Here is a 26484-nt window from a genome sequence, read left to right on the forward strand (position 1 = left end):
GCACCGCCCGCCCCGCAATCGGTCAGCGTCGACCAAAGGAGAACTGTCATGGCCGCTCCGGCGACTATCCGGGGTCTCGATCAAGCTCCGACAAGGCATCCGAAACTACTCGCCTGGGTCAAAGAGGTAGCCGAACTGACCAGCCCTGACCAGGTCGTCTGGGTCGACGGTTCGGAGGAGGAATGGCGCCGCATCACCGACGAACTCGTCGACGCCGGCACCCTCGTACGCCTGGATCCGGCACGTAAGCCGAACTCCTTCTGGGGGCGTACCGATCCGGGCGACGTGGCTCGGGCCGAGGACCGTACCTTCATCTGCTCGGTCGACGAGGCCGATGCCGGCCCGACCAACAACTGGATGGCCCCGGCCGAGATGAAGCGCGTCATGACCGACCTCTACCGGGGTTCGATGCGCGGACGCACCATGTACGTCATTCCGTTCTGCATGGGTCCGCTGGAGGCGGAACAGCCCATGTTCGGCGTCGAGATCACCGACAGTCCGTACGTCGTGGCGAGCATGCGCATCATGACCCGGATGGGCAAGAAGGTGCTGGCCGGGATGGGGGAGAACGCCGACTTCGTGCACGCGTTGCACTCGGTCGGCGCGCCGCTGGAGCCGGGTCAGCAGGACGTGGCGTGGCCGTGCAACGACACCAAGTACATCTCGCACTTCCCGGAGACCCGGGAGATCTGGTCCTACGGCTCCGGCTACGGCGGCAACTCGCTGCTCGGCAAGAAGTGCTACTCGCTGCGGATCGCCAGCGTGATGGCCCGGGACGAGGGCTGGCTCGCCGAGCACATGCTCATCATGAAGCTGACCTCGCCGGAGGGGACGGTCAAGTACATTGCCGGCGCCTTCCCGTCCGCCTGCGGCAAGACCAACCTCGCGATGCTGGAGCCGACGATTCCCGGCTGGAAGGTCGAGACGATCGGTGACGACATCGCCTGGATGAAGTTCGGCCCGGACGGCCGGCTCTACGCGGTCAACCCCGAGTACGGCCTCTTCGGCGTCGCGCCCGGCACCGGCTGGAAGACCAACGCCAACGCGATGCGCACCATCGACCTGGGGAACTCCATCTTCACCAACGTCGGGCTGACCGACGACGGCGACATCTGGTGGGAGGGGATGAGCGAGCCGCCGGCGCACCTGATCGACTGGAAGGGCCAGGACTGGACCCCGGACAGCGGCGAACTCTCCTCGCACGCCAACAGCCGGTTCTGCACCCCGCTGCTCCAGTGCCCGATCGTCGCCGACGAGTTCAACGACCCGAACGGCGTACCGATCGACGCGATCCTGTTCGGTGGGCGGCGCAAGGACACCATCCCGCTGGTCACCGAGGCCCGGGACTGGGTACACGGGGTCTACATGGGAGCGACGCTCTCCTCGGAGACCACCGCCGCCGCCTCCGGCCAGGTCGGCGTGGTCCGCCGGGACCCGATGGCGATGCTGCCGTTCATCGGCTACCACGGCGGGGACTACTTCCGGCACTGGATCGAGATGGGCAAGGGCACCGACGGCGACGAGTCGAAGCTGCCGAAGATCTACTACGTCAACTGGTTCCGCAAGAACGCCGACGGCGAGTTCATCTGGCCCGGCTTCGGCGAGAACTCCCGGGTACTCAAGTGGATCGTCGAGCGTCTGGAGGGCCGGGCCGAGGCGGTCGAGACGCCGATCGGCTTCGTACCGGCTCCGGACGCGCTCGACGTCGACGGCCTGGACATGAGCCCGGAGGACCTGCGGATCGCGACCCGGGTCGACGTCGAGGAGTGGCGCGACGAGCTGCCGATGATCACCGAGTGGTTCGAGAAGTTCGGTGACAAGCTCCCCGGCGTGCTCTGGGCCGAGCTCGACGCCCTCCGCGCCCGCCTCGACGACGAAGCGTCCCGGGTAGGCGCCAACCAGCGCTGAGATGTAAGGAAGGGCCCCCTGTACAACAGAAAACGATAAGCGGGGGCCCTTCCTTTCAGGTGTGCGGGTGGCGACCGGCGGGCATCATCGACGGCATGACGACGGCCGCCGCGACCGAGGTCCGGCGGCCGTCCGCCGTCCGCGCGCTGACCTGGTTGCTCGCCGCGACCGCGGCGGCCACCGTCGCGGTCGACGCGCTCAACTGGTGGTACGCCGACGAGCGCGGCTTCGGCCTGGCGGTACGCAGCGGCTGGGCGCTGCTGCGCACCCTCGGCTTCCTGATCCTGATCCGGCACGTGCGGCGGGGCCGGGCCGGTGCGCGTCCACTCGGACTGATCCTCGCCGTCACCACGGTCTTCGCGGTCGGCCGGTTGATCGTGCCCCGGGCCGGCGTACCCGCACTGCCCGGAGTACTCGGCTTCGCCGTACTGGCCGTACTCTGCGTCGCCGTCGTCTGGATGCTCTACCGGTCGCCGCCACTGCGGGAGTACCTGGTCCGGCATCCGGCCCGGCTGGTCGTCGACCGGCAGGGCATCTCCTTCCGGGAGGTCACCCCGCGCCGGCCCCCGGTGACCGGCTGGCTGCTCACCGCCCGGGTCGCCGCGTTCACGTACGGGCCGTTGACCCTGGTGCCCTGTCTGGTGGCGGTCGGCACGATTTTCGACGGTCGGCTGCTCGCGGTGCCTACCCTGGTGCTGTGGTTCGGCATCGGCATCGGGGTCAGTTACGCGGTGCTGTTCTGCACCTTCTTCCTGCTCCGGGGCAAGTCCTGGGCGAGCGGCCTGCTGGTGGTGGTCAGCGTGGCGGTGGTCGCGGTGGACCTGGCGTTCTGCTGGCTGCTGCTCGGGGTCGACGGTCTGGTCCGGGACGGTGTGCCGCTGGTGGTGGCCGCCGGGCTGACCCTCTACGCGCTGCGCCGGGCTAGTCCGGTTGGGTCAGGGACGGGCTGAGGCGCCGTCCGGGTGTGGCGGGTCGCCTAGCTCGGCCGCGCACCTAGTGGCCGCTACGGCGCGTCGAACTGCGTCCGGCTGGATCCGGATGGCGCCGTGTCTGTGGAGTGATCGGTCGGAGAGCCGGGCCGAACGTGTGTGGTCGGCGGCGTTCGGGGATCCGCCGACCGAGTGGCGCCTACCCTCGTGGTCGCTGCCGCCGAGGCGGTAGTTGGAGACCCCGGTCGCACCTTCGGACAGACCTTCCCTGGTCGATGTCGCCTCTCCGACACGGACGTTGCGTGATCAGGCGACTACGAAGATGGTTTCAATTTCAGGAATCCGGTGCTGTTGGTTATCTCGTGCCGGTCGGTAAGCACGGCTTTGACCTGAGGCGGATCATGACGACGATGATGCGCGACATTTCAATGGAGGATCCGACCAGAACGACGAGGGGGTCGCGAATGGAGCCGTCCGCCGTGCCTCGCCAGCTGCTTCGGTCCTGATCTGGTTGACCCTGGGCCTGCTCCTTAGCGTGGCGATAGTCGGGCTGCCGCCCAGGCTCGGGCTGTACGCGGACATCACATGCCGGGTGTTCGCGACGATCGGCATCGTCGCACTCGTGGTGCTGCATGCGCGGATTCGCTTCTACCTGCCCCAGAAGGATTCACACCGCAAGACCAGGGTCACCGAACTGCCGGACTATCAGGTGAATATCCTGCAACGCAGCGCCGGTCGTGGCGGCGGAATGCTGAATCCGGAGATCGCGGGTGCCGGACAGGCCCGCGCCTTCACCTTCTCCGTCATCTACCCGGCCAACGTCCGGCAACGGATCACGGAGCGGTACGAACTCAGCCAGCGGACTCTCGTGCAGCGCGTCACCATCGACGTCCAGTTGCCGCAGAGCACGGTCCGGCAACTTTGCGGGGACCGCAGTGCAGCGCCTGCGGAGTCGAACCTCGCAGCACCTGTCGTGCTGTTCCCTGTCCTTGTCCCGCGCAAGGGGGACATGGTGGACGACCTGCGGGTAACTGCCGCGGACGGAAGCGCGTTGCCCGTACTTTCGTACCGGCAGTATCTCCAACTGGTGGCACGGGTTTTGCGGACCCTGCTGGCCATCGCGCACAGCCAGGATATCTCGCCCGCCACCCATAGGAATGCGTACGACGCGGAGCACTTGGCCCTGCGTGCCATCATGCGTCGAGCCGACGGCAAGGAGCCAGACGACTCGGGGATCCAGGCCATCAGGGATTTGGACGGATCGCAGTCGAGGCAGGGCGAGCGGGTGTCGAATCCCGCCGCGCACAAACTGGCGGTGCAACTGGTCCAGAAACTCGCCTTGCACTACGCGATCGTCGCGGCCGTGCCGTGTCCGTCGGACGGGCGGTTCGTGATCTCCTACCAACGTCTAATCACTCCGTCACTGGAACTCGCCGCCAGGCGGGACAAGGGCTTGCTGAACTGGGCGAAGGAGCGCGCCCGCTTCGTTCTGGGCTCACGGCCGGTCGACTTCAGCGTCTCGCTCGAGAACGCCTGCACCAGCCAGAGTTACCACTTGGTGGTGGACGGTCAGGAGGGTGTTTTCGTCGGAGCGCAGGGGGCGCTTCTCACGTATTTCGACGCGCACTGGCGGCGTATCAGGGAGAACCGCAAGTCTGGCGCCGGAGAGGTGCCGCCACCTCCCTACTACCGATTCCGTAGGCGTGGGGGGCAGCGATATGCCCACTTCTATTCGAGGTTTTTCCCCGAGCCAATAGAGCGTCTGGAGGGCGGGGACAAGATTCCGCAGGCCCGCTTCCGTTTCTACGAGACTCCGCCCGGGTCGGTCTTCCGGGCGGTGATCACTGGATCGGCTGCGGCGCTGTTGATATGGCTGATTGGTTTCGTTGCCTCGCGACGGCCCGATCCCGGCACGGACGTACCCGCCTTCCTTCTGGTGTTTCCAGCGCTCGCGGCAGCCTGGCTCGGTTTCGACGGACCGCCTCGGCGCCTGCTGGAGGGTACGTTGGCGGCACGACTCTCACTCTTGACGACCGTGCTGGCATCGATCTCCGCTAGTGGTCTGTTTATGGTTGCGAAGGCGGAGTTGCCGTACTTCCGCTGGAAGAACCCGTTCGATCTCTACGTGCTGGGCATCGATTCGCTGGCATGGAGCGTCTTGACGCTCCTGGCTATCCTGAACGCCATGGCGATCGGTTACATATATCTGGCCCGCACCTGGGAGTTTCTGCACCTGTCGAGCCGGCACAACGCCTTCGGTGAGCATCATGAACACCTGGATTGATCACCCTATGTCCTGCTATGGTTCCTGATGCTGCCGCATCAGAACACCTGAGCACCAGTAGCAACGACCCCACCGGAGGATTGCGGTGCCGAGATCGCGAGTAGTAGAACTAGGGCAAGGATCCGAGTCGGTCTCACGAAGTGGTGTCAAGAACATGGCCAATGATTCGACCTACCATGTTTCGTCCCATGACTGGCCTGCGGGCGCGCGGGAGACGGATCTTACACCCGAACAGGCCAATCATGTTCTTGACGAATTCGATACCTACTACCCGATAGCGGTACGAGGTCTCGCCACGGTTGTCGTACCTAGCCCTGCAGACGAAGAATGATCTTTTGAGCCGCCGCGCACCTGGGCGAGCCCGGTTCGAGCCGACCGGGACGCACTCTGGAGCATCAGGCATTCCCGGCGCTCCTGGGCTGAGGCGAGCAGTGGTGGAGACCGTCGACGTCGCGGTGGTGGGTGCCGGGCCGGCCGGGGCCAGTGCCGCGTTGGCGGCCCGCCGGGCCGGAGCGCGGGTACTGCTGCTTGACCGGGCCGACTTTCCCCGGGACAAGGCCTGCGGGGACGGGATCGCGGCGCACGCGCTCGACGTACTCGCCGAACTGGGGGTTTCCGACCCGGTCGCCGGCTACCGGCCGGTGCCGGCGCTGCGGCTGGTGGCGCCCGGCGGCGGGAGCGTGGCGCGGCGGCTGCCCCGGCCGGCGTACACGGTGCCACGCCAGGTCTTCGACGCCCGGCTGGTGGCGGCGGCGTGCTCGGCCGGCGCGGAGCTGCGCCGGCACGCGGTCCGGCGGATCGAACGCTCCGACGGCCTGGTGCTGCTCGACGGTACGTTCGCCGCCCGTGCCGTGGTCGGTGCCGACGGCGCCGGTTCGGTGGTCCGGCGGGCGCTGGGGCACGGGCCGAATCCCGACGGACACCTGGGGCTGGCCATCCGGGGGTACGCCGCGGACCCCGCCGGGCCGGCCGAGCAGCGGATCGTCACCTCGGCCGCGCACTGGCCGGGCTACGCCTGGGCGTTCCCGATCGGCGACGGCCGGGCGAACGTCGGGTACGGCGAGGTGCTGGCCGGCCGCCCGCTGCGCCGGACCGAGTTGCTGGACCGGTTGGCGGCGCTGCTTCCCGAGATCGACCCGGCGACCGTCACCGGTTTGCGGGCGCATCACCTGCCGCTCTCCACCCGCCGTCCAACCCCGGGCTGGGGCCGGATCGTGCTGGCCGGGGACGCGTTGTCGCTGGTCAACCCGTTCACCGGTGAGGGGATCTTCTACGCTGTCCTCTCCGGCGCGCTGGCCGGGGCGGCCGCCGCCACGGCACCGCACGCCGCCGCCGACCGGTACGCCGCCGCGCTGCGGTCGCGGCTCGGCGCCCACCTGCGGGACAGCTCGGCGGTGGCCTGGCTGGCCCGCCGGGCGCCGGTGGTGGACGGGGTGGTCCGGGCCGCCGCACGGGACGCCCGGGTCTTCCGGACCCTCGTCGAGCTGGGCCTGGGCGACGGCCGGCTGGACGCCCGGACATTGACCAGGGTCGCCGGGGCGGTTGCGGGTTCGGCCGGGCGGCACTTCCGTGGTCGACTCTGATCGGTACGCTGCAAGGGATGAGTCTGCGCGACCTGATCTACTCGCTGTATGAGCGCCGTCTGACGGCGAAGCTCGCGGGTAAACCCGTGCCGAAGCATGTCGGGGTGATGTGCGACGGCAACCGGCGCTGGGCCAGGGAGATGGGGTACGTCGACCCCAACGACGGGCACCGGGTCGGCGCAGCCAAGATCAAAGATGTCCTGGGCTGGTGCGACCAGGCCGGAATCGGGCACGTCACGCTCTATCTGCTGGCCACCGACAACCTGCGCCGGCCGGCCAGCGAGCTGGATCCGCTGGTGCAGATCATCGAGGACCTGGTGGTCGAGCTGGCCGAGGAGGGCAACCCCTGGCGGCTGCGGATGGTCGGCGCGCTCGACCTGCTGCCGGCGCAGACCGCCATCACCCTCAAGTCGGCGCAGGAGCGCACCCAGGACCGGGTCGGCGGGGCGCAGGTCAACATCGCGGTCGGCTACGGCGGCCGGCGGGAGATCGCCGACGCGGTCCGGTCCCTGCTCCACGAGCACGCGGCGGCCGGCGGCACCATCGAGGAACTCGCCGAGGTGCTCGACGTGGAGCACATCGCCGAGCACCTCTACACCCGGGGGCAGCCCGATCCCGACCTGGTGATCCGGACCAGTGGCGAGCAGCGCCTCTCCGGCTTCCTGCTCTGGCAGTCGGCGCATTCCGAGTTCTACTTCTGCGAGCTGAACTGGCCGGACTTCCGGCACGTCGACTTCCTGCGCGCCCTGCGGTCGTACGCGAACCGACAACGCCGCTACGGCGCCTAACGCCGACAGCGCCGCCACGGCGCATAACGCCGGCAGCGCCGCCACGGCGCATAACGTCGGCAGCGCCGCATAACGCCGGCCGCGCCGCCACGGCGCACGGACGGGCGGGCCGCATCCCGGACGGGCGGCGGGTCAGCCGAGTCGGTGCAGGGCCTCGGTGAGGAAGTCGCCGAGGGCCTCCGGGGACTCGATGTTCAGGTCGGCGGCGGTGGAGACCTCGTCACCGGTCTCCGGGTTGGCCACGGCGACGCAGACGCCGAAGAAGTCCGGATCGGCCGCCTCCCGGGCCCGTAGGGCGGCGAACGCCTTGATGTCCGAGACGTCGTCACCGAAATACCAGGCGCAGCCGGCGTCCCGGACCGCCTCGTCGATCACCATTCCCTTGTCCCGGTCGACCGGCGGCTTGAGCTCCAGCACCATCCGGCCGACCTGCACCCGCAGGCCCAGCCGGTCGGCCTGGTCCCGTCCCCACCGTTCGACCTGCTCGGCCAGGTGCGGTGCGGTGCGGTAGTGCAGGGCGACGGAGAGCCGCTTGTATTCCACCAGCGTGCCCTCGGGCAGCTCGGCACGGGCCCGGTCGGCGAGTTCGGCCATGGTGGGCACGAACGGCAGCGCCGCCTCCACGGTGACGGTCTCGCCCGAGGCGTGCAGGTGCTCCAGCCCGTAGAGGCCGTAGAGGTCGACGCCGGGAGCGCTGGCGAACCGTTCGCGGAGGAACTCCACCGGCCGGGCCGAGACGATTGCCACCCGCTGCACCACCTCGGTGAGCGCGGTGATCGCGGCCAGCGCCTTGGGGGCCGGCTCGACCGTGGTCGGATCATCCCGAACCGGGGCGAGCGTGCCGTCGAAGTCGAAGAACAGGACACAACGCCCGGCCCGCTCGGCGGTCGCCCGCCATGCCTGGTCGGCAGTCAGAGGACGGGTCGGGGGCTCGCCCCCCGTGTTGATCGGCCGCACGGGCGTCAGCGTACCCCGGCGGGTTGCCACCGCAGACGTCGAAGCGAAAACGTCTCACTCGTCGAGGCGGCAACCTCGATCGTCGCGGTGGCAACCCGTCGGCGCTGTCGGTGCGGATCCGCCGGTGGCTGGCACGGCAACCTGCCGGCGGGCCTGCGGCGATCGTCCCTCGTCGCCGCGGTCGGCTCGGGCGTCCGGGGCCCGGGTCGGCTCTCGGTGCGGTCGGGCTGCGGTGGCTGCCCGGCCGGACCTCGGTGAACCTTTTTCAACCTCCACTCGCGGTCCGGTGGACCGCAAAGTCAGACGCGGTGCGTGAGCGCCGCGCGGTCCAGGTTCAGGTTCAGTCGTCGCCGCCGAGCATTGCCCGGCGACCGTGCATTCGGGGCCCGATCGGCACCACAGCCGAGTCCTGGTTGCGGCTCAGCAGGTACCCCTCGACGAATCCGGTGTTGTGGTCTCCGGCGTTGCGGTCGAGTTCGTTAAGTCGGGCGATCAGAAATTCGGTGAGTGCGGTGATCCGGGCGTTGAGCCGTTCGTGGAGATCGGCGACGACGGCCAGGATGATGGCGGTGCCGGTGGCGGTGATGGCGAGCACGTTGACGAGGAGCGGCACCGGGTCGCCACCGTTCAGCGTCCCGACCACGACGTTCGCGGTCACGCACAAGGTCAGTGAGACCGCCGCGACAACGACAGCCATCCACTTCAGGGTCATGGCTGACCCTCCTTCTGTCCCGCAGGGCTGATTCGGCCTTGTCCCGTCCCCCCGCCGACGACGAGCCCAAGCAGTACGAAGAGGGACGTTAGCGCGACTGATTGGTTGCTGGAGCTGATTGGTTGGGACTCATGCGCGAAGTTGCGCCATCTGCGTAACTACCCGGCTTGCTTTCGCCCTTTTCGGACTTCAACTGGCAGAGGCGGCCGATAGGCCAGATAGCGGATGGTCTCTCTAATGTGGAACTTCTCCGCGTCCGAGACGTTGGGGTCGACCAGCCGGCGCAGCAGCGCCTCGACGTCCGGGTCCATCGGCGGGGCGCTCGGCGCCGGGCGGGACGGGGTGGTCCGGTCCCAGCCGAGCACTCCGAAGGCGACTGTCGGATCCAGTCCCAGCCCCTCGCAGAACGCGACCACCCGGGCGGCTTCGGGGTCGCTGGCCCACTCGCCGCGTACCCACCGGTTGATGGTCTGGCGTGACACACCGGTACGCCGGGAGACCTCGGTGCCGGTCCAGGCGCGGGTGGTGCGAGCGTCGTCAAGAGCCTTGCGTACGAAGGCAGCGAACGCGATCTTCCGTCCGTGGGCGCGGTCCGGCACCCGGTGACGGTACGGCCAGCTCTCCGCCTCCGGGGGGACCGCAGCAAGCCTGTATTGCGTGCGTGACAACGGCTCACTTTTCCGGCGCGCGGTGCTCTTGCTTGTGTCGAGGGGTATCACATGGCAACAATAGGTGTACGTAGGTGTGGGGGTAATCAGACGAAAAGCTGATACTGTCACGCGTACGATACGCCCTACCGTTTGTCTCGTGCATGAGACGTTTCGTGCTCGTGAGGGTGACACCCTCGCGGCTGGAGGAGTCCGGTGACCGAACTAGCAACCCGGGCCCAGGCATTCGGTCTGATCGCCGACGGTGTCGCCGCCGGTCTCAGTGCGCCATGGCGGCTCTACCTGGCACGCGGCTGCCGTTACCTCTCGCTGAACGTCGGCGACCGTGCGGAGTGGAACTCCTGGCGTACCCACCTCGGCTGCCCGGAACTGAGCGTCCGGGTGTACGACGCCGGTGGCGAGATCCGCCGCGCCTCGGTCGCCGAAGTGGTGCTGGACGGCTGCCGGATCAGTGTCGAGCTGGTCGAGGAGGTGAGCACGGAGGATCTCGACCGGCTGCTCATCACCGATCCGACCTCTTTCGACCCGACCTCCTCCGACCCGGAGGAGAAGTGACCCGCCGACGACCGGTCGGTCGGGTGTGGAACTGAAGGACAGCGACGAGCGGAGCGAGGAGATCGGGTGAGCGAGAGTTACCAGCGAACCGGCCGGCTCAGGCCCCGGACTTCCGGCGTCGGCCGGCGACCCCGCGTCGCCGATCGGCGCGAGGAGAGCGAGCGGTGCGAGGAGACACGGTGAGCCCGTTCTTCGTGGTCTTCCTCCTGCTTCTGCTCGTCTCGGCCAGCTACGCGGCCGGGCGGCTGCACGGCCAGCTCAGCTACCGGCTCGGTTACCGGTTCGGTTACCGACAGGGATACTTCGACGGCGACCGGGGTGCCTGGAACCGTCGACGCAGGGAGGCGCAGGCGGCCATCGCCTCGGTGTTGGCGGTGCCATCACCCACCACACCGCACACCGCCCACACCGTCGTAGGTCAGGGAACGACGTATACGGGCGCCTCTTTCGCGGGGACCGCGACCAACGGCGGACGGCACTCCACCGACGCCCTCGCCGTCAGGAACGCCTGACCGGCGGCGCGATGGGGTGAGCGGTCACCCGCGAGCGCGGTGCGCTGGTCCGTCAGGATCCGCACCGTCGGGATCACGTCAGACCGGTGACGGTGATCCCACCGGCCGGGATGCGCGCAGGGGGCATGCATCCCGGCCGGTCCGCCACCGGATGTCGTGCGATGCCGCACAGCGGCCGCCCTAGCCCAAGCTGGCATCTCCCGGTTAGCGTCTACGCATGGCACGGGGTCGTCCCGGGCCAGCCGGCCGGCCCGGACTCTGCGACTGCACGTGCCACGGGGCCCGCATCCGACCCCGTGTCTCCGGGCACCGGACGAGGCGGAACGCGGGTGGACGGGTGCACACCCGCCGGAGCAGGCCTGTGACGAATCGCCGTACCATCCCTCGGGCCGACGAGCAGAACCCGGCCGCCACGAAGACCAAGACCCCGGCCCGGGCCAGGAGCGGACGCCGTACCCGCACATCCGAGCCGGCCGCCACTGCGGAGCCCGCACCAGGACCCCGGGCGTACGTCCTGGACACCTCGGTACTGCTCTCCGACCCCGGGGCCTTCCACCGGTTCGCCGAACACGAGGTGGTGGTGCCCCTCGTGGTCATCTCGGAGCTGGAGGGGAAGCGCCATCACCCGGAACTGGGCTGGTTCGCCCGGCAGTCGCTGCGGATGCTCGACGATCTGCGGGTGAAGCACGGCCGGCTGGACCAGCCGGTGCCGGCGAACGACTCGGGTGGCACGCTGCGGGTGGAGCTGAACCACGCCGACGACGGGGTACTGCCGCCGGGGTTCCGTACCGAGTCCAACGACACCCGGATCCTGTCGGTGGCGCTCAACCTGGCCGCCGAGGGGCAGCCGGTCACGCTGGTCAGCAAGGACATGCCGCTGCGGGTCAAGGCCGCGTCGGTGGGACTGACCGCCGACGAGTACCGGCACGGCCAGGCCAGCGACCCGACCTGGACCGGGATGGCCGAGCTGGAGTTGGCCGAGGAACAGGTCAACCAGCTCTACGAGGGCGCGGCGCTGGACGTGGACGCCGCCGCCGGACTGCCCACGCACACCGGCCTGGTACTGCACTCGCCGCGTGGCTCCGCACTGGGCCGGGTACTGCCGGACAAGACCGTACGCCTGGTCCGGGGTGACCGGGAGGCGTTCGGCCTGCGTGGCCGTTCGGCGGAGCAGCGGGTCGCGCTCGAACTGCTGCTGGACGAGTCGATCGGCATCGTCTCGCTCGGCGGCCGGGCCGGCACCGGCAAGTCCGCGCTGGCGCTCTGCGCCGGCCTGGAGGCGGTGATGGAGCGGCGCCGGCACAAGAGGGTCATCGTCTTCCGCCCGCTCTACGCCGTCGGTGGCCAGGAACTCGGCTATCTGCCGGGTTCGGAGGCGGAGAAGATGTCGCCCTGGGCCCAGGCGGTCTTCGACACCCTCGGCGCGGTGGTGCACGAGAACGTGATGGAAGAGGTGCTGGCCCGGGGGATGCTGGAGGTCCTGCCGCTGACCCACATCCGGGGGCGGAGCCTGCACGACGCCTTCGTCATCGTCGACGAGGCCCAGTCGCTGGAACGCGGGGTGCTGCTCACCGTGCTGTCCCGGGTCGGTCAGGGCTCCCGGGTGGTGCTCACCCACGACGTCGCCCAGCGGGACAACCTGCGGGTCGGCCGGCACGACGGTGTGACGGCGGTGATCGAGGCGCTGAAGGGGCACCCGATCTTCGCCCACGTCACCCTGAACCGGTCCGAGCGGTCTCCGATCGCCGAAGTGGTCACCGACCTGCTGGAGGACATCCCGTTGTAAGCCGGCGACCCGGACAGGCGACATGACACGGGTGTTTGCCCTGGTTTAGGGTGATAAATCCCGTGACCCAGTTCACAAATCCTGTCTCCCGTTTCCCAATGGCCTCACCTTGCGCAATGGTGTCCCTCGAGCGTCCACGTCCCAGGGGAGACAGCTGGAGATCAGCTTCTCCTCCGGGCGGAGGCACCGACGGACAGCTGTCGGTCGGGGTCGCGGCCCACCGGGCCGGGGCGCTCGCGGCGTGACCAGCGGGCCTTCGGACCCCGGCGCGCCGCGACCCTGATCCCGACGAGAGGACCACTGGTGTGAGTCGGCTGTCGAGCCGGTTCGCTGTCCGGGGAGTCGCGGTCGCCCTGCTCCTGGGGGGTGTCGGCGGCGGTTACTACCTCGGCGAAGACCGGGAAGCACAGCAACACAGCATCGAGGCCGAGTCGGCGTTCGACGCGCAACAGGCCGAGTGGGAGATGCTGCGCGAGCGGCACGCGGCGCACATCCGGGCCACCGCCGAGCAGCGGGCCGCCGAGGCGGAGGCCGCTCGCAAGGCGGCCGAGGTCGCCAGGGCGGCGGCGGAGCGGGCCAAGAAGGCCGACCAGGCCGCGAGTCGCAAGCGCGAACGCGAGAAGCGGGAGAAGCAGGAGGCGGAGGCGGCCACGAAGCCGTACACCGGGCCGATCCCCGCCTCGTGCAACGAATACAGCGGTAACCGCAAGATCGGCTGCGCCCTGCTGCTCGACACGGGCTTCGCGCTCTCCGAGATGCCCTGCCTGGACAAGCTCTGGAACAAGGAGAGCGGCTGGAACCACAAGGCCGAAAACAAGTCATCCGGCGCATACGGCATTCCGCAGGCGCTGCCGGGCAGCAAGATGGGCTCGGTCGCCAGCGACTGGAGGACCAACCCGGCGACCCAGATCAAGTGGGGGCTGGGCTACATCAAGGGTCGGTACGACACGCCCTGCGGTGCCTGGTCGTTCTTCCAGGACAAGGGCTTCTACTGAGTCCCGCGGGACAGGGCCAGCCCTGAGCACCAGCGAACGGCGGGGATCCGGACCGGTCAGCGGTCCGTCCCCGCCGTTCGCGTCTGGGCAGTGAGCTTTCCGGCCGGCGTCCTCCGCTGACGGCTGACCGGCGTCCTTCGCTGGCGGTCGGCGGGCATGCTCGGCTGGCGGTCGGCCCCGGAAGCTGATAGCTACTTGGGGGTGACGTTCGACCCGATGTCCCGCGGCAACGATCCGAACCGGTTCGGCACCGAAGCGTTCTACGCGGCGCTCGGCCGGGCCTTCGTCGCGATGTGTGCCGTGGTGCCGGTGCTCTTCGTGATCGAGGCGCTCGACGTCTGGCTGAACGCCGGCTTCGACACCACCGCCGGGATCATGCCCCGGAACATCGCCGGGCTCGACGGCATCTTCTTCGGGCCGTTCCTGCACCACGGCTTCGACCACCTCTACAGCAACAGCGTGCCGCTGATCCTGCTCGGTACCTTCGTACTCGCCACCGGGGCGCGGCGGTTCCTCTACTCCACGCTCCTGATCATGTTCGTCAGCGGGCTCGGTGTGTGGATCACCGGATCGCCCCAGTCGATCGTGGTCGGGGCCAGCGGCGTCGTCTTCGGGTACCTCGGCCTGCTCTTCATGCGGGGGATCGTCGAACGGAGCTGGTGGAACCTCGGTGTGGTGCTGCTGGTCGGGCTGCTCTACGGCTGGCAACTGCTCGGGGTGCTGCCCACCGACGAACCGATCTCCTGGCAGGGGCACCTCTTCGGGCTGCTCGGCGGGCTGGTGGCCGCGATCGTCTTCCGGCGGCGCCGGCCCCGCGACGACGACCCGTACCGCGCCGAGTCGACGATGACACTGCCCTGACCTGCGTACACCCCCGGGTGGGACGGCTATTGCTTCGACGACCGTTGTCCGCCTACGGTCTGATCAGCACAGCCGCTGATCAGTGCGTAGTCGGAGAGCGACGGTGAGCACATGCGTGAGGTCGATGTCGCCATAATCGGGGCCGGCCCCACCGGACTCTTCGCCGCCTACTACGCCGGCTTCCGTGGACTCTTGGTCGCGATCGTCGATGTGCTGCCCGAGCCGGGTGGACAGGTCACCGCGATGTACCCGGAGAAGGTCATCTACGACGTCGCCGGGTTCCCGTCGATCAAGGGCCGCGACCTGGTCGCCAACCTGGTCACCCAGGCCGCGTCCTTCAACCCGGAATACCTGCTCGGGGTACGCGCGGAGAAGCTTTCGTACCTGGACGGCAGGCCGGTGCTCAGCCTCGCCAACGGCGACATCCTGCACTGTGGCGCGATCATCGTCACCGCCGGGCTGGGCAGCTTCACGCCCCGACCACTGCCGGCCGCCGAGAACTTCGTCGGCAGCGGCGTCGTCTTCTTCGTGCCCCACCTGGCCGATCTCGCCGGGCAGGACGTGCTGATCGTCGGCGGCGGCGACTCGGCGTTCGACTGGGCGCTGGCGCTGCAACCCCTGGCCCGGTCGGTCACCCTGGTGCACCGCCGGGAGAAGTTCCGGGCGCACGCCGCGACAGTCGACCGGGTACGCGAGCTTCCGGTACGCATCGTGGTCAACGCCGAGGTGACGACGCTGTGCGGCGAGGGGGCGGTGACCGGGGCGGAGATCGCGGTCAAGGGCGGCCCGACCGAGACGATCCCGGTCGACACCGTGGTCGCCGCACTGGGCTTCACCGCCGACCTCGGCCCGCTGACCGAGTGGGGGCTCAACCTCGACAGGCGGCACATCCTGGTCGACAGCACCATGGTCACCAACCTGCCCCGGGTCTTCTCCGCCGGTGACATCACCGAATATCCGGGCAAGGTCCGGCTGATCGCCACCGGCTTCGGTGAGGCGGCCACGGCGGTGAACAACGCCGCCGTGGTGATCAACCCCGCCGCGCACCTCTTCCCCGGCCACTCCTCCGACGCGGGTTGACCCGGCCCGGCTACTCCTGCCCGGCTACTCCTGCTCGGCCAGGGGGCGGCCGTCGAAGTCGATCGCCGAGTAGAGCGCCAGCTTCTCCAGCCGGTGGTACGAGTCGATCACCCGGATCGTGCCGCTCTTGGAGCGCATCACGATCGACTGGGTGTACGCCCCACCGGCCCGGTAGCGGACACCCCGCAGCAGGTCTCCGGAGGTGACCCCGGTGGCGACGAAGAAGGCGTTGTCCCCGGTCACCAGGTCGTCGGTGTGCAGTACCCGGTCCAGGTCGTGCCCGGCGGCGAGCGCCTTCTCCCGCTCCTCGTCGTCGCGCGGCCAGAGCTTGGCCTGCAACACCCCGCCCATGCACTTCAGGGCGCAGGCGGCGGTGATCCCCTCCGGAGTGCCGCCGATTCCCATCAGCACGTCGACGCCGGACTCGCCCCGGGCGGCGGCGATGGCCCCGGCGATGTCGCCGTCGGAGATGAACTGGATGCCGGCACCGGCCCGGCGGATCTGCTGCACCAGGTCCTTGTGCCGGGGACGGTCGAGCACGCAGACGGTGACGTCGGAGACCTCGGTCCCCTTGACCTTGGCGATCCGGCGCAGGTTCTCCGCCACTCCGGCGTTGATGTCGACGACGTCCGCGTAGACCGGGCCGACCGCGAGCTTCTCCATGTAGAAGACGGCACTCGGGTCGAACATCGCGCCGCGCTCGGCCACCGCGAGCACGGCCAGGGCGTTCGGCATGCCCTTGCTCATCAGGGTGGTGCCGTCGATCGGGTCGACCGCCACGTCGACCTCCGGCCCGGTGCCGTCGCCGACCTGCTCACCGTTGAAGAGCATCGGGGCGTTGTCCTTCTCGCCCTCGCCGATCACCACGACGCCGCGCATCGGGATGGAGTTGATCAGCTTGCGCATGGCGTCGACGGCCGCGCCGTCGCCACCCTCCTTGTCGCCCCGGCCCACCCACCGGCCGGCGGCCATCGCGGCCGCCTCGGTGACCCGGACGAGGTCGAGGGCAAGGTTACGGTCGAGGTTCTGTGGCACCCGGGTACGGGTGTTCGTCATGTCGGCTCCTCCTCGCGACACTGCGGGGTGGCCCGGCACAGCGTGGCGCGCGCCGCCGGCCTTGTCAGGAATCCTGACACGCTGGTCAACCTAACGCCGGCCGGGGGGCCGGTGGTCCGGATCGTCGGATCCGCTGGGCCGGCACGGGCGGGGGGCAGGGGCGGGTGCGGCGCCCGGCGGCCCGCCCGGAGGGGTGCTGCCGGCGAGGCTGTCAAGATAGTGGGGTGAACTCCACGCAGCCTGCCGACCGTACCCCGGACGACCAGCTCCCGGCCGAGCCTGCCGCTCCCGCCGCCACCCGGCCGGAGAGCATCACCCGGGCGGAGGGCGCCGGACGGGCGGGTGCCGGGCCGGACAGTTCGGGGTTGGCGGCTGCCGGCCCGGAGGACGAGCAGGTCGTGCCGGCGGCGATCAGGTCGCAGCGGTCGACCAGGGACGTCGTCATCTCGCTGCTGGTGCTGCTGGTGCCGATCGCCCTGGTGATCGGTTTCGGTCGGCTCTTCCTCGGTGCGGACCAGCCGGTGGTGGTCGATCCGGCCCCGGTGTTCCAGGAGGCCCGCGCCGCGAACGCCTTCCCGGTCAGCGAGCCGGCCGACCTCTCCGACGAGTGGCGTACGGTCCGGGCCCAGTTCCGGCGGGAGGACGGCGGTGCGACGCTGCGGCTCGGCTACCTCAGCCCGGACGGCGGTGGAGTGCAGTTGGTGCAGAGCAGCCTGCCGGCCGACGAGCTGATTCCGGCCGAGCTGACCCGCGACGGACGGCCGCAGGGCGCGGTCGAGCTGGCCGGGCGCAGTTGGCAGCGGTACACGGCCCGTCCCGGCGAGTCGGCGCTGGTGCTGCTGGAACCCGACCGGACCGTGCTGGTGGTCGGTCGGGTGGCCGAGGCGGAGCTGCGCCGGATAGTCGTCGCCATGCGGTAGTCCTCCCCTCCCGGTACGCTGCGTGTCTGTGCATCAAGGTGGGCAGATGCGCGCCAAGCATTTCCTGGGGAGGATTGACAGTGACATTCCGACGGTGGGGCGTCGCCGCGTTCGCGGCGGTGGCCCTGTTCACGCCGGCTCTGACCGCCTGCGCGGGTGAGGGCACCGAGCCGGAGGCGTCCGGGTCAGCGGCACCGGTGATCCCGGCGGACGCCAAGGAGGCGCTGCTTGCGTCGACCAAGGAGATCACTAAGGGTAACTTCAAGTTCAGCATGACCGGCGCCGATCTCGACGGCCAGGGCGTCGTGCACCAGCCGAGCCAGAGCGCCCAGATGAGCGTGAAGGCCGGCAACGACGAGTTCGCGATGGACATGGAGATCGTCTACATCAAGCCCGACAGCTGGGTGAAGATGACGATCAAGGGTGCCGAGGGCGTGCCGGGGCTGGAGAAGCTGAACTCCGGCAAGTACCAGCACCTGGACCAGTCCAAGATCAATGGCGCCAAGGGGCTGGGCTTCGACTTCACCGACGTCGACCCGGCCGGCAGCGAGGCGCTGACCAAGGCGATCGTCGACGTGCAGAAGACCGGCGAGGGTGCCTACAGCGGCACGATCGACCTGACCAAGGCCACCGGCGCCGGCATGGTCAACGAGGACTCGGTCAAGCTGCTCGGTGCCGAGGCGACCAAGCTGCCCTTCGAGGCCACCCTCGACCCGCAGGGCCGGCTCAGCACGCTGACCATCCAGCTGCCGGCGGTCGGCGGCGGCAAGGCGCAGGAGCTGAAGGTCGGCTACTCCGACTACGGCGCGGCGAGCCCGGCCAAGGCGCCACCGGCCGCCGAGGTCGTGGAGGCGTCTCCGGAGACGTACGAGCTGTTCAACAAGTGAGTACCGGTGCCGGGTGGGGTGGCTCCGGCCGCCCCGCCCGGTGCTCAGCACCCCGCCCGGTGCTCAGCCCTGGCCGGTCTCCCGGGCCTGCCGGACGCTGTCGATCCGCTGCCGTGCGCCGTCGAGCCAGTCCTGACAGATCTCGGCCAGCCGCTCGCCTCGTTCCCACAGTGCCAGCGACTCCTCCAGCGAGGTGCCGCCGGCCTCCAGCCGCTCGACCACCGTGGCCAGTTCGGCCCGGGCCTGCTCGTAACTGAGTCCCTCGCCCGGTCCGCTCGCGCGTTCGTCCGTGTCAGTCATGGTGGCTCCATCTCAGCACACCGGCACCGGACGCGGGTCCGCGCACACACCCGTACTTCCGGCTACGGCTCGACGACCGCGCTCAGTTCGCCCTCGGCGAGGCGTACCCGCAGCGGGTCACCAGCGGCGACCTCGCCCGGTGCCCGGACGACGTGCCCGTCGGCGCGCTGCACGATGGCGTACCCCCGGTGCAGGGTGGCCGCCGGGGAGAGCGCCCGTAGCCGCGCCACGGTGTGCCGCAGTTCACCGGTCGCGGTGCCGAGCCGGTGCTCCACGCAGCGGACCGCCCGGTCCCGCAGTGCCGTCACGTCGGCGGCCCGCTGGTCGAGCAGCACCTCCGGCCGGGCCAGCGCGGGACGGGACCGCCAGGCGTCGATCCGGTGTGCCTCCCGGTCGACAAGCCCGATCATGGCCCGGTCGAGCCGGTCCCGGGCCATCCGGATCAGCCGGGTCTCCTCGCCGAGATCCGGCACGATCCGCTTGGCGGCGTCGGTCGGCGTCGAGGCGCGCAGGTCGGCGACGTAGTCGACAAGCGGGGCGTCGGTCTCGTGGCCGATCGCGCTGACCACCGGGGTACGGCAGCCGAAGACCGCCCGGCAGAGCGCCTCGTCGGAGAAGGGGAGCAGGTCCTCGACGCCGCCACCACCCCGGGCCAGCACGATGACGTCGATGCCCGGATCGGCGTCGAGCACCTTGAGCGCGTCGATGATCTGCGGTACGGCGGTCGGGCCCTGCACCGCCACGTTGACCGTACGGAACTGGACCGCAGGCCACCGGCGCCGGGCGTTCGTCAGTACGTCCCGTTCGGCCGCCGAGGCCCGACCGGTGATCAGTCCGATCCGGCCGGGCAGGAAGGGCGGCCGGCGCTTGCGGGACCGGTCGAAGAGCCCCTCGGCGGCGAGCAGCTTCTTCAGCTTCTCCAGCCGGGCCAGCAGCTCGCCGAGACCGACCTGCCGGATCTCGTCGGCGCGCAGGCTCAGCGTGCCGCGCGCGGCGTAGAACTCGGGTTTGGCGTGCAGCAGCACCCTGGCGCCCTCGGCCAACTCCGGGGCACCGGCGTCCAGTACGTCCCGGTTGGTGGTGACGGTGAGGCTGAGATCGGCCGACGGGTCGCGCAGGGTGAGGAAGACCGTCGCCGCGCCGGGGCGCCGGCTGAGCTGCGCCACCTGCCCGTCCACCCAGACCCAGCCCAGCTTCCCGATCCAGGCGCTCAGCTTCTGGCTGACCACCCGGACCGGCCACGGCTCGTCGGGCGTACTCCGCGGGATGCCTGCCTCGGTCATCCGGTCAGCCTACGGCCGGTACCGCCCGACCCGACGCCGCCGGTCGGGGCCTCGGAGGTACCCCCGCACGGCGGCCACCGGGCGGGATCACGGGCGGACCGTAGACTGGGCGGGTGACCGAGGCTCAGGCGACACCCCAGACCGGTAAGCGCGTTCTGTTGGCCAAGCCCCGCGGCTACTGCGCCGGCGTCGACCGCGCGGTGCAGACCGTGCAGGAGGCCCTGAAGCTCTACGGGGCGCCGATCTACGTCCGCAAGCAGATCGTGCACAACAAGCACGTCGTCTCCACGCTGGAGCGGCAGGGCGCCATCTTCGTGGAGGAGAACGAGGAGGTGCCGGAGGGCTCGACCGTGATCTTCTCGGCGCACGGCGTGGCGCCGGAGGTCTACGAGCAGGCCAGGGCGCGCTCGCTGAAGGCGATCGACGCGACCTGCCCGCTGGTCACGAAGGTGCACCACGAGGCCCGGCGGTTCGCGGCGGACGATTACGACATTCTGCTCATCGGTCACGAGGGGCACGAAGAGGTGATCGGCACCTCGGGCGAGGCGCCCGCACACATCCAGCTCGTGGACGGCCCGGACGACGCCGACAAGGTGACCGTACGGGACCCGTCGAAGGTGGTCTGGCTCTCCCAGACGACCCTGTCGGTGGACGAGACGATGGAGACCGTCGCCCGGCTCAAGCGCCGGCTGCCGCTGCTCCAGTCGCCGCCCAGCGACGACATCTGCTACGCCACCCAGAACCGCCAGCACGTGGTCAAGGAGATCGCCGCCGACTGTGACGTGGTGATCGTGGTCGGATCCCGCAACTCGTCGAACTCGGTACGGCTGGTCGAGGTGGCGGTGGACGCGGGTGCCCGGGCCGGCTACCTGGTCGACTACGCCTCCGAGATCTCCGACGAGTGGCTGGCCGGGGCCGGCACGGTCGGGGTGACCTCCGGGGCGAGCGTGCCGGACGACCTGGTCATGGAGGTGCTCGACCACCTCGCCGCGCGCGGCTTCACCGACGTGGCCGAGGTGACCACCGCCGACGAGCGGCTCACCTTCTCGCTGCCGCAGGAGCTGAAGCGCGACATGAAGGCGGCCGCGGCCAAGGCGGCGCAGCAGACCGACGCACTCGCCGCGAGCGCCGCCAACGGCTGATCGGCCGGGCAGCATGGCGCGGAACGGGCGGGCCGGGGTCGTCGTCGGATCCGTCATGACGACGCGGTGGATGACCGGCGCCCTGTTGGCCGCCGGGCTGGCCCTCGGCGGCTGCGCGGGCTCCGGCTCGACGCCGCCGCCCAACGATCCGGGAGGAACTCCGGTGACCGTCTCGCCATCACCAGATCCGGCCTCCGGCCCGTCCGGCCCCGGCCCGACGACCCCCGGCGTACCGGCCGGTCCGGCGACTCCGACCAAGCCGCCGCGTGGCGGGGCGGCGCCGAGCGGTACGACCACGCTGCGCGGGACGGTGCAGGCCGGTGTCGAGCCGAACTGTTTCCTGCTGGACGGCTATCTGCTGGTCGGCGGCCCCCGGGACGTGATCACCGCCGGGGCCCGGGTGACGGTCGTCGGCGAGGTGCAGGCCGATCTGATGACCACCTGTCAGCAGGGCACCCCGTTCAAGGTGCAGAGCGCCACCCGGGGCTGACCGCGACCCGGGCACCCACCTTCCGGCCGGGCACCGACCTTCGGGCCGGGCGCACGGCGGAGTGTCGACGCCCCAGGGCGGTCGGCGGGCGTGGAACAGCGCCGCGAAGAGTCGAAAGCGGGGCCGGTCCCAGCCTGGGTCCGGCCCCGCTTCGGTTCAGCGGATCGTCGCCGGTCAGTTCACCGCGTCGACAAGCACGAGGGCGTCGCCGACCACGGCACCCTCCACGGTGACCACCCGCATCTCGCCGGCGAGCTGCCGCCCGGTGGCCGGAGCCGCCAACGCGGTCACCGAACCGGTGATGCTCGTGCTGTCCTGGTACGCCAGCGAGTCGTAGTTCGCCGGAATCGACAGGTTGCCGAGGGCGGGCGAGAAGAAGACGTCCCGGTAGTCGAGTTGGGTCGTCCCGGCCGGTACCGAGTACCCCTCGATCTCGATCTCGTAGGTCCCGGCTGCCGGGTTGGCCAGCGAGACCGACTCCTCCGAGTCGCCGTCGGCGTCGTACGCCACCCGCACGCCGTCCTTGTAGACGTAGAGGTCGAGGTCGGCACCGGCGTCGCTGGTGTTGCCGATCGCGACGTCGAGCCGGCTCGCCCCGGCCGGTACGACCACCTCGTAGCTGAGCACCTCGTGGTGGGCGATGGTGGGCCGGATCTCCCGGGTGCTGCCGAGCGGCCCGCCGGAACCGGTGACGACGACCGGACCGAACTCGTTGGTCAGCTCCCAGGTGACCGGGGTCGGCTCGCCGGCCGGCACGCTGAGCAGCTCGGTGACGTCGGGGGTGACCTCGACGCCCTGCACCCGGGCCTGGATCTGGTAGGGGTTGCCGAGCAGCGGCGACGTACGCCGTGACTCGACCTCGATCTCCCAGACGCCCGGGATCGGGTTGTCGTACGACCGCTCCTCCGGCTTGCACACGGCGGCGTCGGAGAAGTTGGTGAAGCAGGCCGTGCTGGCGGTCGGGTCCATCGGGATGCCCCACGGGTTGATCGCGACGAACCGGGTCTGCGAGCCGGGGGCGACGCCGGTCAGGTTGACCTGCAACGAACCCGCGCCCTCCGGCACGGTGACGAAGTACGTCCTGAAGAGGTTGCGGTCGACGTTGCCGCCGGCCGAGAAGGAGAAGTTCTTCTTCTTCGGCACCTCCGCGATGGCGACGGTGTTCATGAACTCGAAGTCCACCGCCGGGGTCGCCGGGTCGTCGACCTCGACGATCGCGCTGTGCACCCCGACCCCGCCCTTCGCCTGCACGCTGAACGTCACCGTCTTGCCCAGCGGCAGGTCCAGGTGCGCAGGCAGGCTGCCGAACACGTTGCCGGTGTTGCCGACCAGCCGCAGGTCGTGCCGGACGGTCCCCTTCGGCCCGCTGTTGCGGGTCACCTTCACCTTGTACGTCTTCGCCGCGTTCGGCTTCTGCCCGCCGGCCCCGACGGCGCACCGGTTGTAGATCCCGGTACCCCGGTACGGCGTGGCGAGCATGCCGGCCAGCGGGGTGCAGACCGGTGCGTCGACTGTGTAGCCCCGGGTCTCCAGCGCGGCACCGGCCAGCAGTTGCCAGGCGGCCGGTACGTTGAGCTGGCCGTTGCCCTGGCCGTGCGCCGGTACCCCGTCGATCCAGGACGCCGACGAGTAGATCGCCCGGCGCAGCGCGGCGGTGGTGACCAGCTTGCGGTTCGCCTTGGCGGCCGAGAGCAGCAGCGCGATGCCGCCGGTCACCTGCGGGGCGGACATCGAGGTGCCGTTGATCATCTGGTACCCGGGCGGCAGCGGGTAACCCGCCTCCGGCACCGGGTTGCCCGGCAGCCAGAGCGGGGTGGTGGAGATCGCCGACCCCGGCGCGGTGATGTTCGGCTTGAACCCGCCGTCCTCCCGTGGCCCGCGCGAGGAGAAGTAGAGCAACTGGTACGGCGTGCGGGTCTCCGAGCCGTAGTTGGCGAGGTAGGTCTCCTGGCTGATCGCGGCGGCGACGCTGACGATGTTGGTGACCGTGGAGGGGTCACCGATGGTGTTGACGCCGGGACCGGAGTTGCCGGCCGAGAAGACGAGCTGCACGCCGAGTTCGTCGACGATCCGGTGGTACAGCTCGGCCCGCAGGTCACTGCCGTCGTTCAGCGGGCCGAGGCCGCCGATCGAGATGTTGACCACGTCGACGTCCCGGTTGACCACCATCTCGACCAGGCCGTCGGTGAGCGCGGCGAAGGTGCAGCCGCCGCCCCAGGAGCAGGCGCGGGCGGAGACCAGCTTGGCCCCGGGCGCCCCACCGTCCAGGTCGGCGTTTCCGAACATGTCGTTCGCGGCGGTGATGCCGGCGACGTGCGAGCCGTGCGGGTCCTCGACCACCCCGATGTTGACGAAGTCGTACGCGCCGGGCAGGCCGGCCGGGGTGGTGTCCACGTCCTCGCGGAACTCGACCACGAACGGGGTCTGGTCGCGTACCGGGGTCTCCGGTCGGTCGGTGCCGAAGTGGCCCACGTCGTAGCGCTCGGCGTACGGGCGCATGACCGGGTCGTCGGTGAAGTCCCGGTTGCCGTTGGCGTCGACCCGGATGTCGTTCGTCGCCGGGTCGTAGAGGATGCCGAAGAGGTCGCTGGTGTCGCCGTCCCGGTTGATGTCGCCGCCCGGCGCGCTGCCGGCGGTGATCGACTCGGCGAACCGGTTGATCCGGTACGTCCCGGCCGGCGCGGTCCAGGTGGCACCCGCGTAGTTGAAGCTCGGGCCGGTCACCTGGTCCCGCATGATCCGCCAGGTGGCGTCACCGTCGTAGAGCGGGTCGGTGGCGGTGAACCAGTCGGCGATCTTGCGCTCGCCGGTGGAGGTGGTCTGCAACGCCGGGTGGTCGAGGTCGACCCCGGTGTCCATGATGCCGATCGTGACGCCCCGGCCGTCCCAGGTCGGATGCGCGGCCTTGAAGTCCACCGCGCCGATCTCGTGGGTCGGCATGTACGGGTTCCGGGCCGGCGTGTCGGCACCCGGTCCGCTCACTGCGGCCTTCGCCCGCGCCTGCGCCTGGGCCCGCGCCGGGGTCGGCTCCGGCTTCGGCAGCTCGACCTTCTCGTCGAGGTCGACCGCGGCGACGCCGGGCAGCGCGGCGGCGGCCGGCACGGCCGAGGTGGGTACGCTCGCCCGGAGGTAACCGACCTCGTCGGCGCGCTTGGCGATGGTGCCGCCGAGCTTGCGCAGCCCGGCGACGACCGCGCCGGAGCGCCCTCTGTCGGCCGCGATGAGTAGCGTCACCCGGGCTTCCTTGCGGGACTTCGCCTCGGCGAGCAGTTCCAGGTCACGCGCGCCCAGGATGTCGGCGGGATCGTTCTTCAGGGTTTCCGGTGCGGCGGTCGGATCGGCGCTCGCCGGGTTGGCGCCGGTGGCCACGCTCAGGCCGCTCAGGACCACCACCGAGGCGAGTACCCCGGCCGAAGTCCGTCGGCGCCACGTACGGGATCTACTCACGTTCATGTCCTTCGGAGAGAACAGGCCCTGGGAGGCAGGGCACACGTGACCGGAATCCTCGGACGCCGCACGCACGCCTGTCACTATTACGCTGGGCGTTGTGACCAGCCCGTGACCTGTTTGGACCGATCAGGACTGCGCGGGGCGGGGGATCTCCAGTTGCCGGGCGGCCGGCGGGTCGACCAGCTCGGGTGCCTGCGGTTGGCGCGGAGCCGTCTCGACCTGTGGCGGTACCGGCAGCTCGTCGCCGGCCACGCCCAGCTCGGCGAGCTTACGGGCGCTGACCAGCACCCGTGCCTCCAGCGAACCCACCGCCCGGTTGTACGCGGTCACCGCCCCGCCCAGCGCCCCGCCCAGTTTGCCGACGTGCTCGCCGAGGGTGCCGAGCCGGCCGTACAACTCCCGGGCCAGCGCGTGCACCGCCACCGCGTTGCGGGCCAGTGCCTCCTGCCGCCACGAGTACGCGACGGTACGCAGCAGCGCCACCAGGGTCGCCGGGGTGGCCAGCACCACGTTGCGGGCGAAGGCGTGCTCCAGCAGCGTCGGGTCGCGTTGCAGCGCCACGTCGAGGAACGGGTCGGCCGGTACGAAGAGCACCACGAACTCGGGGGACTGGTCGAAGGCGGCCCAGTAGGACTTGGCGGCCAACGCGTCGACGTGCGCCCGCAGGTGCCGGGCGTGCGCGTCGAGGTGCCGGTCCCGGCCCTGCTCGTCCCGGGCCTCCATCGCGGTCAGGTACGCCTCGAAGGGTGCCTTCGCGTCCACCACCACCGAGCGGCCACCGTGCAGTCGGACCACCAGGTCGGGTCGGACCGTCTGCTGGTCGGTCGCCGCCGTCACCTGCTCGGCGAAGTCACAGTGCTCCAGCATCCCGGCCGCCTCCACCACCCGGCGGAGCTGGTGCTCGCCCCACCGGCCGCGTACCTGCGGAGCGCGCAGCGCCGCCACGAGCTGCTTGGTCTCGGTACGCAGCTCGCCGGAGACCGCCGTCATCGACCGGACCTGCTCGCGCAGCTCGGCGTACGCGTCGACCCGGTCGCGCTCCAGCTCGGCGACCCGCTGCTCGTAGCGGCGGAGCGTCTCGTGCAGCGGCGCCACCGCCCGGGCCACCGCCTCCTGCGACTGGGCGGTCGCCTCGTAGGAGAGCGCCCGCATCGACTGCTCCAGCCGGCCCTCGCCGTCCCGGGTGGCCCGCAGGGTCGCGTCCAGCCGGGCGATCTCGGCGGTCGACCGGGCGGTCGCGGCGAGCCAGCCGATCACCCCGCCCGCGACGAGGCAGACGATCACCACGGCCACGGTCGAGAGGTCCACTCACAGAGCATGCCAGGCGCCGGGCTCAGC

The 26484-nt window shown here is 70.2% G+C and carries 23 protein-coding genes; 15 read left to right on the plus strand and 8 right to left on the minus strand.

The window, feature by feature from the left end:
• The first annotated feature begins 48 nt into the window (after positions 1–48).
• The 5 genes from CLT71_RS27340 (at position 49) to CLT71_RS27360 (ending at position 7492) form a co-directional block, all read left to right on the plus strand.
• Positions 49–1908 (plus strand): phosphoenolpyruvate carboxykinase (GTP), encoded by a 1860-nt coding sequence (locus tag CLT71_RS27340; protein WP_101369638.1) that lies wholly within the window; start codon positions 49–51, stop codon positions 1906–1908.
• A gap of 95 nt (positions 1909–2003) precedes the next feature.
• Positions 2004–2858, plus strand: a complete 855-nt coding sequence (locus CLT71_RS27345) for a hypothetical protein (RefSeq protein WP_101369639.1) — start codon at positions 2004–2006, stop codon at positions 2856–2858.
• 571 nt (positions 2859–3429) lie between these two features.
• Positions 3430–5121 (plus strand): hypothetical protein, encoded by a 1692-nt coding sequence (locus CLT71_RS27350; RefSeq protein WP_143743636.1) that lies wholly within the window; start codon positions 3430–3432, stop codon positions 5119–5121.
• A gap of 434 nt (positions 5122–5555) precedes the next feature.
• A complete protein-coding gene (locus CLT71_RS27355; RefSeq protein ID WP_486483476.1) occupies positions 5556–6704 on the plus strand; it encodes an NAD(P)/FAD-dependent oxidoreductase in 1149 nt (382 codons plus the stop codon).
• 17 nt (positions 6705–6721) lie between these two features.
• The gene (locus tag CLT71_RS27360) at positions 6722–7492 is read left to right on the plus strand and encodes an isoprenyl transferase (protein ID WP_101369642.1); all 771 of its coding nucleotides are present in this window, start codon (positions 6722–6724) and stop codon (positions 7490–7492) included.
• Between the two features lie 132 nt (positions 7493–7624).
• On the opposite strand, the gene otsB is transcribed toward CLT71_RS27360, so the two are convergent.
• The 3 genes from otsB to CLT71_RS27375 form a co-directional block, all read right to left on the minus strand.
• Positions 7625–8449 (minus strand): trehalose-phosphatase, encoded by an 825-nt coding sequence (gene otsB / locus CLT71_RS27365; protein ID WP_101369643.1) that lies wholly within the window; start codon positions 8447–8449, stop codon positions 7625–7627.
• Between the two features lie 340 nt (positions 8450–8789).
• Positions 8790–9161 carry a hypothetical protein gene (locus tag CLT71_RS27370; RefSeq protein WP_101369644.1) on the minus strand — a complete coding sequence of 124 codons (372 nt, stop codon included), beginning with the start codon at positions 9159–9161 and terminating at the stop codon, positions 8790–8792.
• A 158-nt stretch (positions 9162–9319) separates the two neighbouring features.
• A complete protein-coding gene (locus CLT71_RS27375; protein WP_101369645.1) occupies positions 9320–9760 on the minus strand; it encodes a helix-turn-helix domain-containing protein in 441 nt (146 codons plus the stop codon).
• 264 nt (positions 9761–10024) lie between these two features.
• Here CLT71_RS27375 and CLT71_RS27380 point away from each other — a divergent pair, with 264 nt between their 5' ends.
• From CLT71_RS27380 to CLT71_RS27405, 6 genes are all read left to right on the plus strand, one after another.
• Complete coding sequence (locus CLT71_RS27380) at positions 10025–10384, plus strand: hypothetical protein (protein WP_101369646.1); 360 nt, start codon at positions 10025–10027, stop codon at positions 10382–10384.
• A gap of 179 nt (positions 10385–10563) precedes the next feature.
• Positions 10564–10896 carry a hypothetical protein gene (locus CLT71_RS27385; protein WP_101369647.1) on the plus strand — a complete coding sequence of 111 codons (333 nt, stop codon included), beginning with the start codon at positions 10564–10566 and terminating at the stop codon, positions 10894–10896.
• 361 nt (positions 10897–11257) lie between these two features.
• On the plus strand, positions 11258–12682 hold the full coding sequence (phoH2, locus tag CLT71_RS27390; RefSeq protein WP_101369648.1) for an RNA 5'-3' helicase PhoH2: 1425 nt from the start codon (positions 11258–11260) through the stop codon (positions 12680–12682).
• A gap of 305 nt (positions 12683–12987) precedes the next feature.
• The gene (locus CLT71_RS27395; protein WP_101369649.1) at positions 12988–13677 is read left to right on the plus strand and encodes an aggregation-promoting factor C-terminal-like domain-containing protein; all 690 of its coding nucleotides are present in this window, start codon (positions 12988–12990) and stop codon (positions 13675–13677) included.
• Between the two features lie 216 nt (positions 13678–13893).
• Positions 13894–14538: a rhomboid family intramembrane serine protease gene (locus tag CLT71_RS27400; RefSeq protein ID WP_101371829.1), complete on the plus strand. Its 645-nt coding sequence runs from the start codon at positions 13894–13896 to the stop codon at positions 14536–14538.
• Between the two features lie 111 nt (positions 14539–14649).
• The gene (locus CLT71_RS27405) at positions 14650–15618 is read left to right on the plus strand and encodes an NAD(P)/FAD-dependent oxidoreductase (protein WP_101369650.1); all 969 of its coding nucleotides are present in this window, start codon (positions 14650–14652) and stop codon (positions 15616–15618) included.
• A gap of 24 nt (positions 15619–15642) precedes the next feature.
• Here CLT71_RS27405 and glpX read toward each other — a convergent pair whose 3' ends face one another.
• Positions 15643–16674, minus strand: coding sequence for a class II fructose-bisphosphatase (glpX, locus tag CLT71_RS27410; protein ID WP_101369651.1), 1032 nt, complete (start codon positions 16672–16674; stop codon positions 15643–15645).
• Positions 16675–16898: 224 nt separating this feature from the next.
• Between glpX and CLT71_RS27415 the strand changes: the two genes are divergently transcribed.
• The gene (locus tag CLT71_RS27415; RefSeq protein WP_486483477.1) at positions 16899–17594 is read left to right on the plus strand and encodes a DUF4245 domain-containing protein; all 696 of its coding nucleotides are present in this window, start codon (positions 16899–16901) and stop codon (positions 17592–17594) included.
• An 80-nt stretch (positions 17595–17674) separates the two neighbouring features.
• Positions 17675–18481 (plus strand): hypothetical protein, encoded by an 807-nt coding sequence (locus CLT71_RS27420; RefSeq protein ID WP_101369653.1) that lies wholly within the window; start codon positions 17675–17677, stop codon positions 18479–18481.
• Between the two features lie 63 nt (positions 18482–18544).
• Here the strand turns inward: CLT71_RS27420 and CLT71_RS27425 are convergent, their stop codons facing one another.
• Both CLT71_RS27425 and xseA read right to left on the minus strand, forming a co-directional pair.
• On the minus strand, positions 18545–18781 hold the full coding sequence (locus CLT71_RS27425) for an exodeoxyribonuclease VII small subunit (protein ID WP_101369654.1): 237 nt from the start codon (positions 18779–18781) through the stop codon (positions 18545–18547).
• Between the two features lie 62 nt (positions 18782–18843).
• A complete protein-coding gene (gene xseA / locus CLT71_RS27430; RefSeq protein ID WP_101369655.1) occupies positions 18844–20064 on the minus strand; it encodes an exodeoxyribonuclease VII large subunit in 1221 nt (406 codons plus the stop codon).
• Between the two features lie 113 nt (positions 20065–20177).
• Here xseA and CLT71_RS27435 point away from each other — a divergent pair, with 113 nt between their 5' ends.
• Together CLT71_RS27435 and CLT71_RS27440 are read left to right on the plus strand one after the other, a co-directional pair.
• Positions 20178–21206 (plus strand): 4-hydroxy-3-methylbut-2-enyl diphosphate reductase, encoded by a 1029-nt coding sequence (locus tag CLT71_RS27435; protein ID WP_101369656.1) that lies wholly within the window; start codon positions 20178–20180, stop codon positions 21204–21206.
• Between the two features lie 55 nt (positions 21207–21261).
• Positions 21262–21696: a hypothetical protein gene (locus CLT71_RS27440; protein WP_486483478.1), complete on the plus strand. Its 435-nt coding sequence runs from the start codon at positions 21262–21264 to the stop codon at positions 21694–21696.
• Positions 21697–21870: 174 nt separating this feature from the next.
• Here the strand turns inward: CLT71_RS27440 and CLT71_RS27445 are convergent, their stop codons facing one another.
• Positions 21871–25143, minus strand: a complete 3273-nt coding sequence (locus CLT71_RS27445) for a S8 family serine peptidase (RefSeq protein WP_101371831.1) — start codon at positions 25141–25143, stop codon at positions 21871–21873.
• A 129-nt stretch (positions 25144–25272) separates the two neighbouring features.
• Positions 25273–26454: a DNA recombination protein RmuC gene (locus CLT71_RS27450; RefSeq protein ID WP_101369657.1), complete on the minus strand. Its 1182-nt coding sequence runs from the start codon at positions 26452–26454 to the stop codon at positions 25273–25275.
• Between the last annotated feature and the right edge of the window lie 30 nt (positions 26455–26484).

Source organism: Plantactinospora sp. CNZ320, assembly GCF_002846275.1.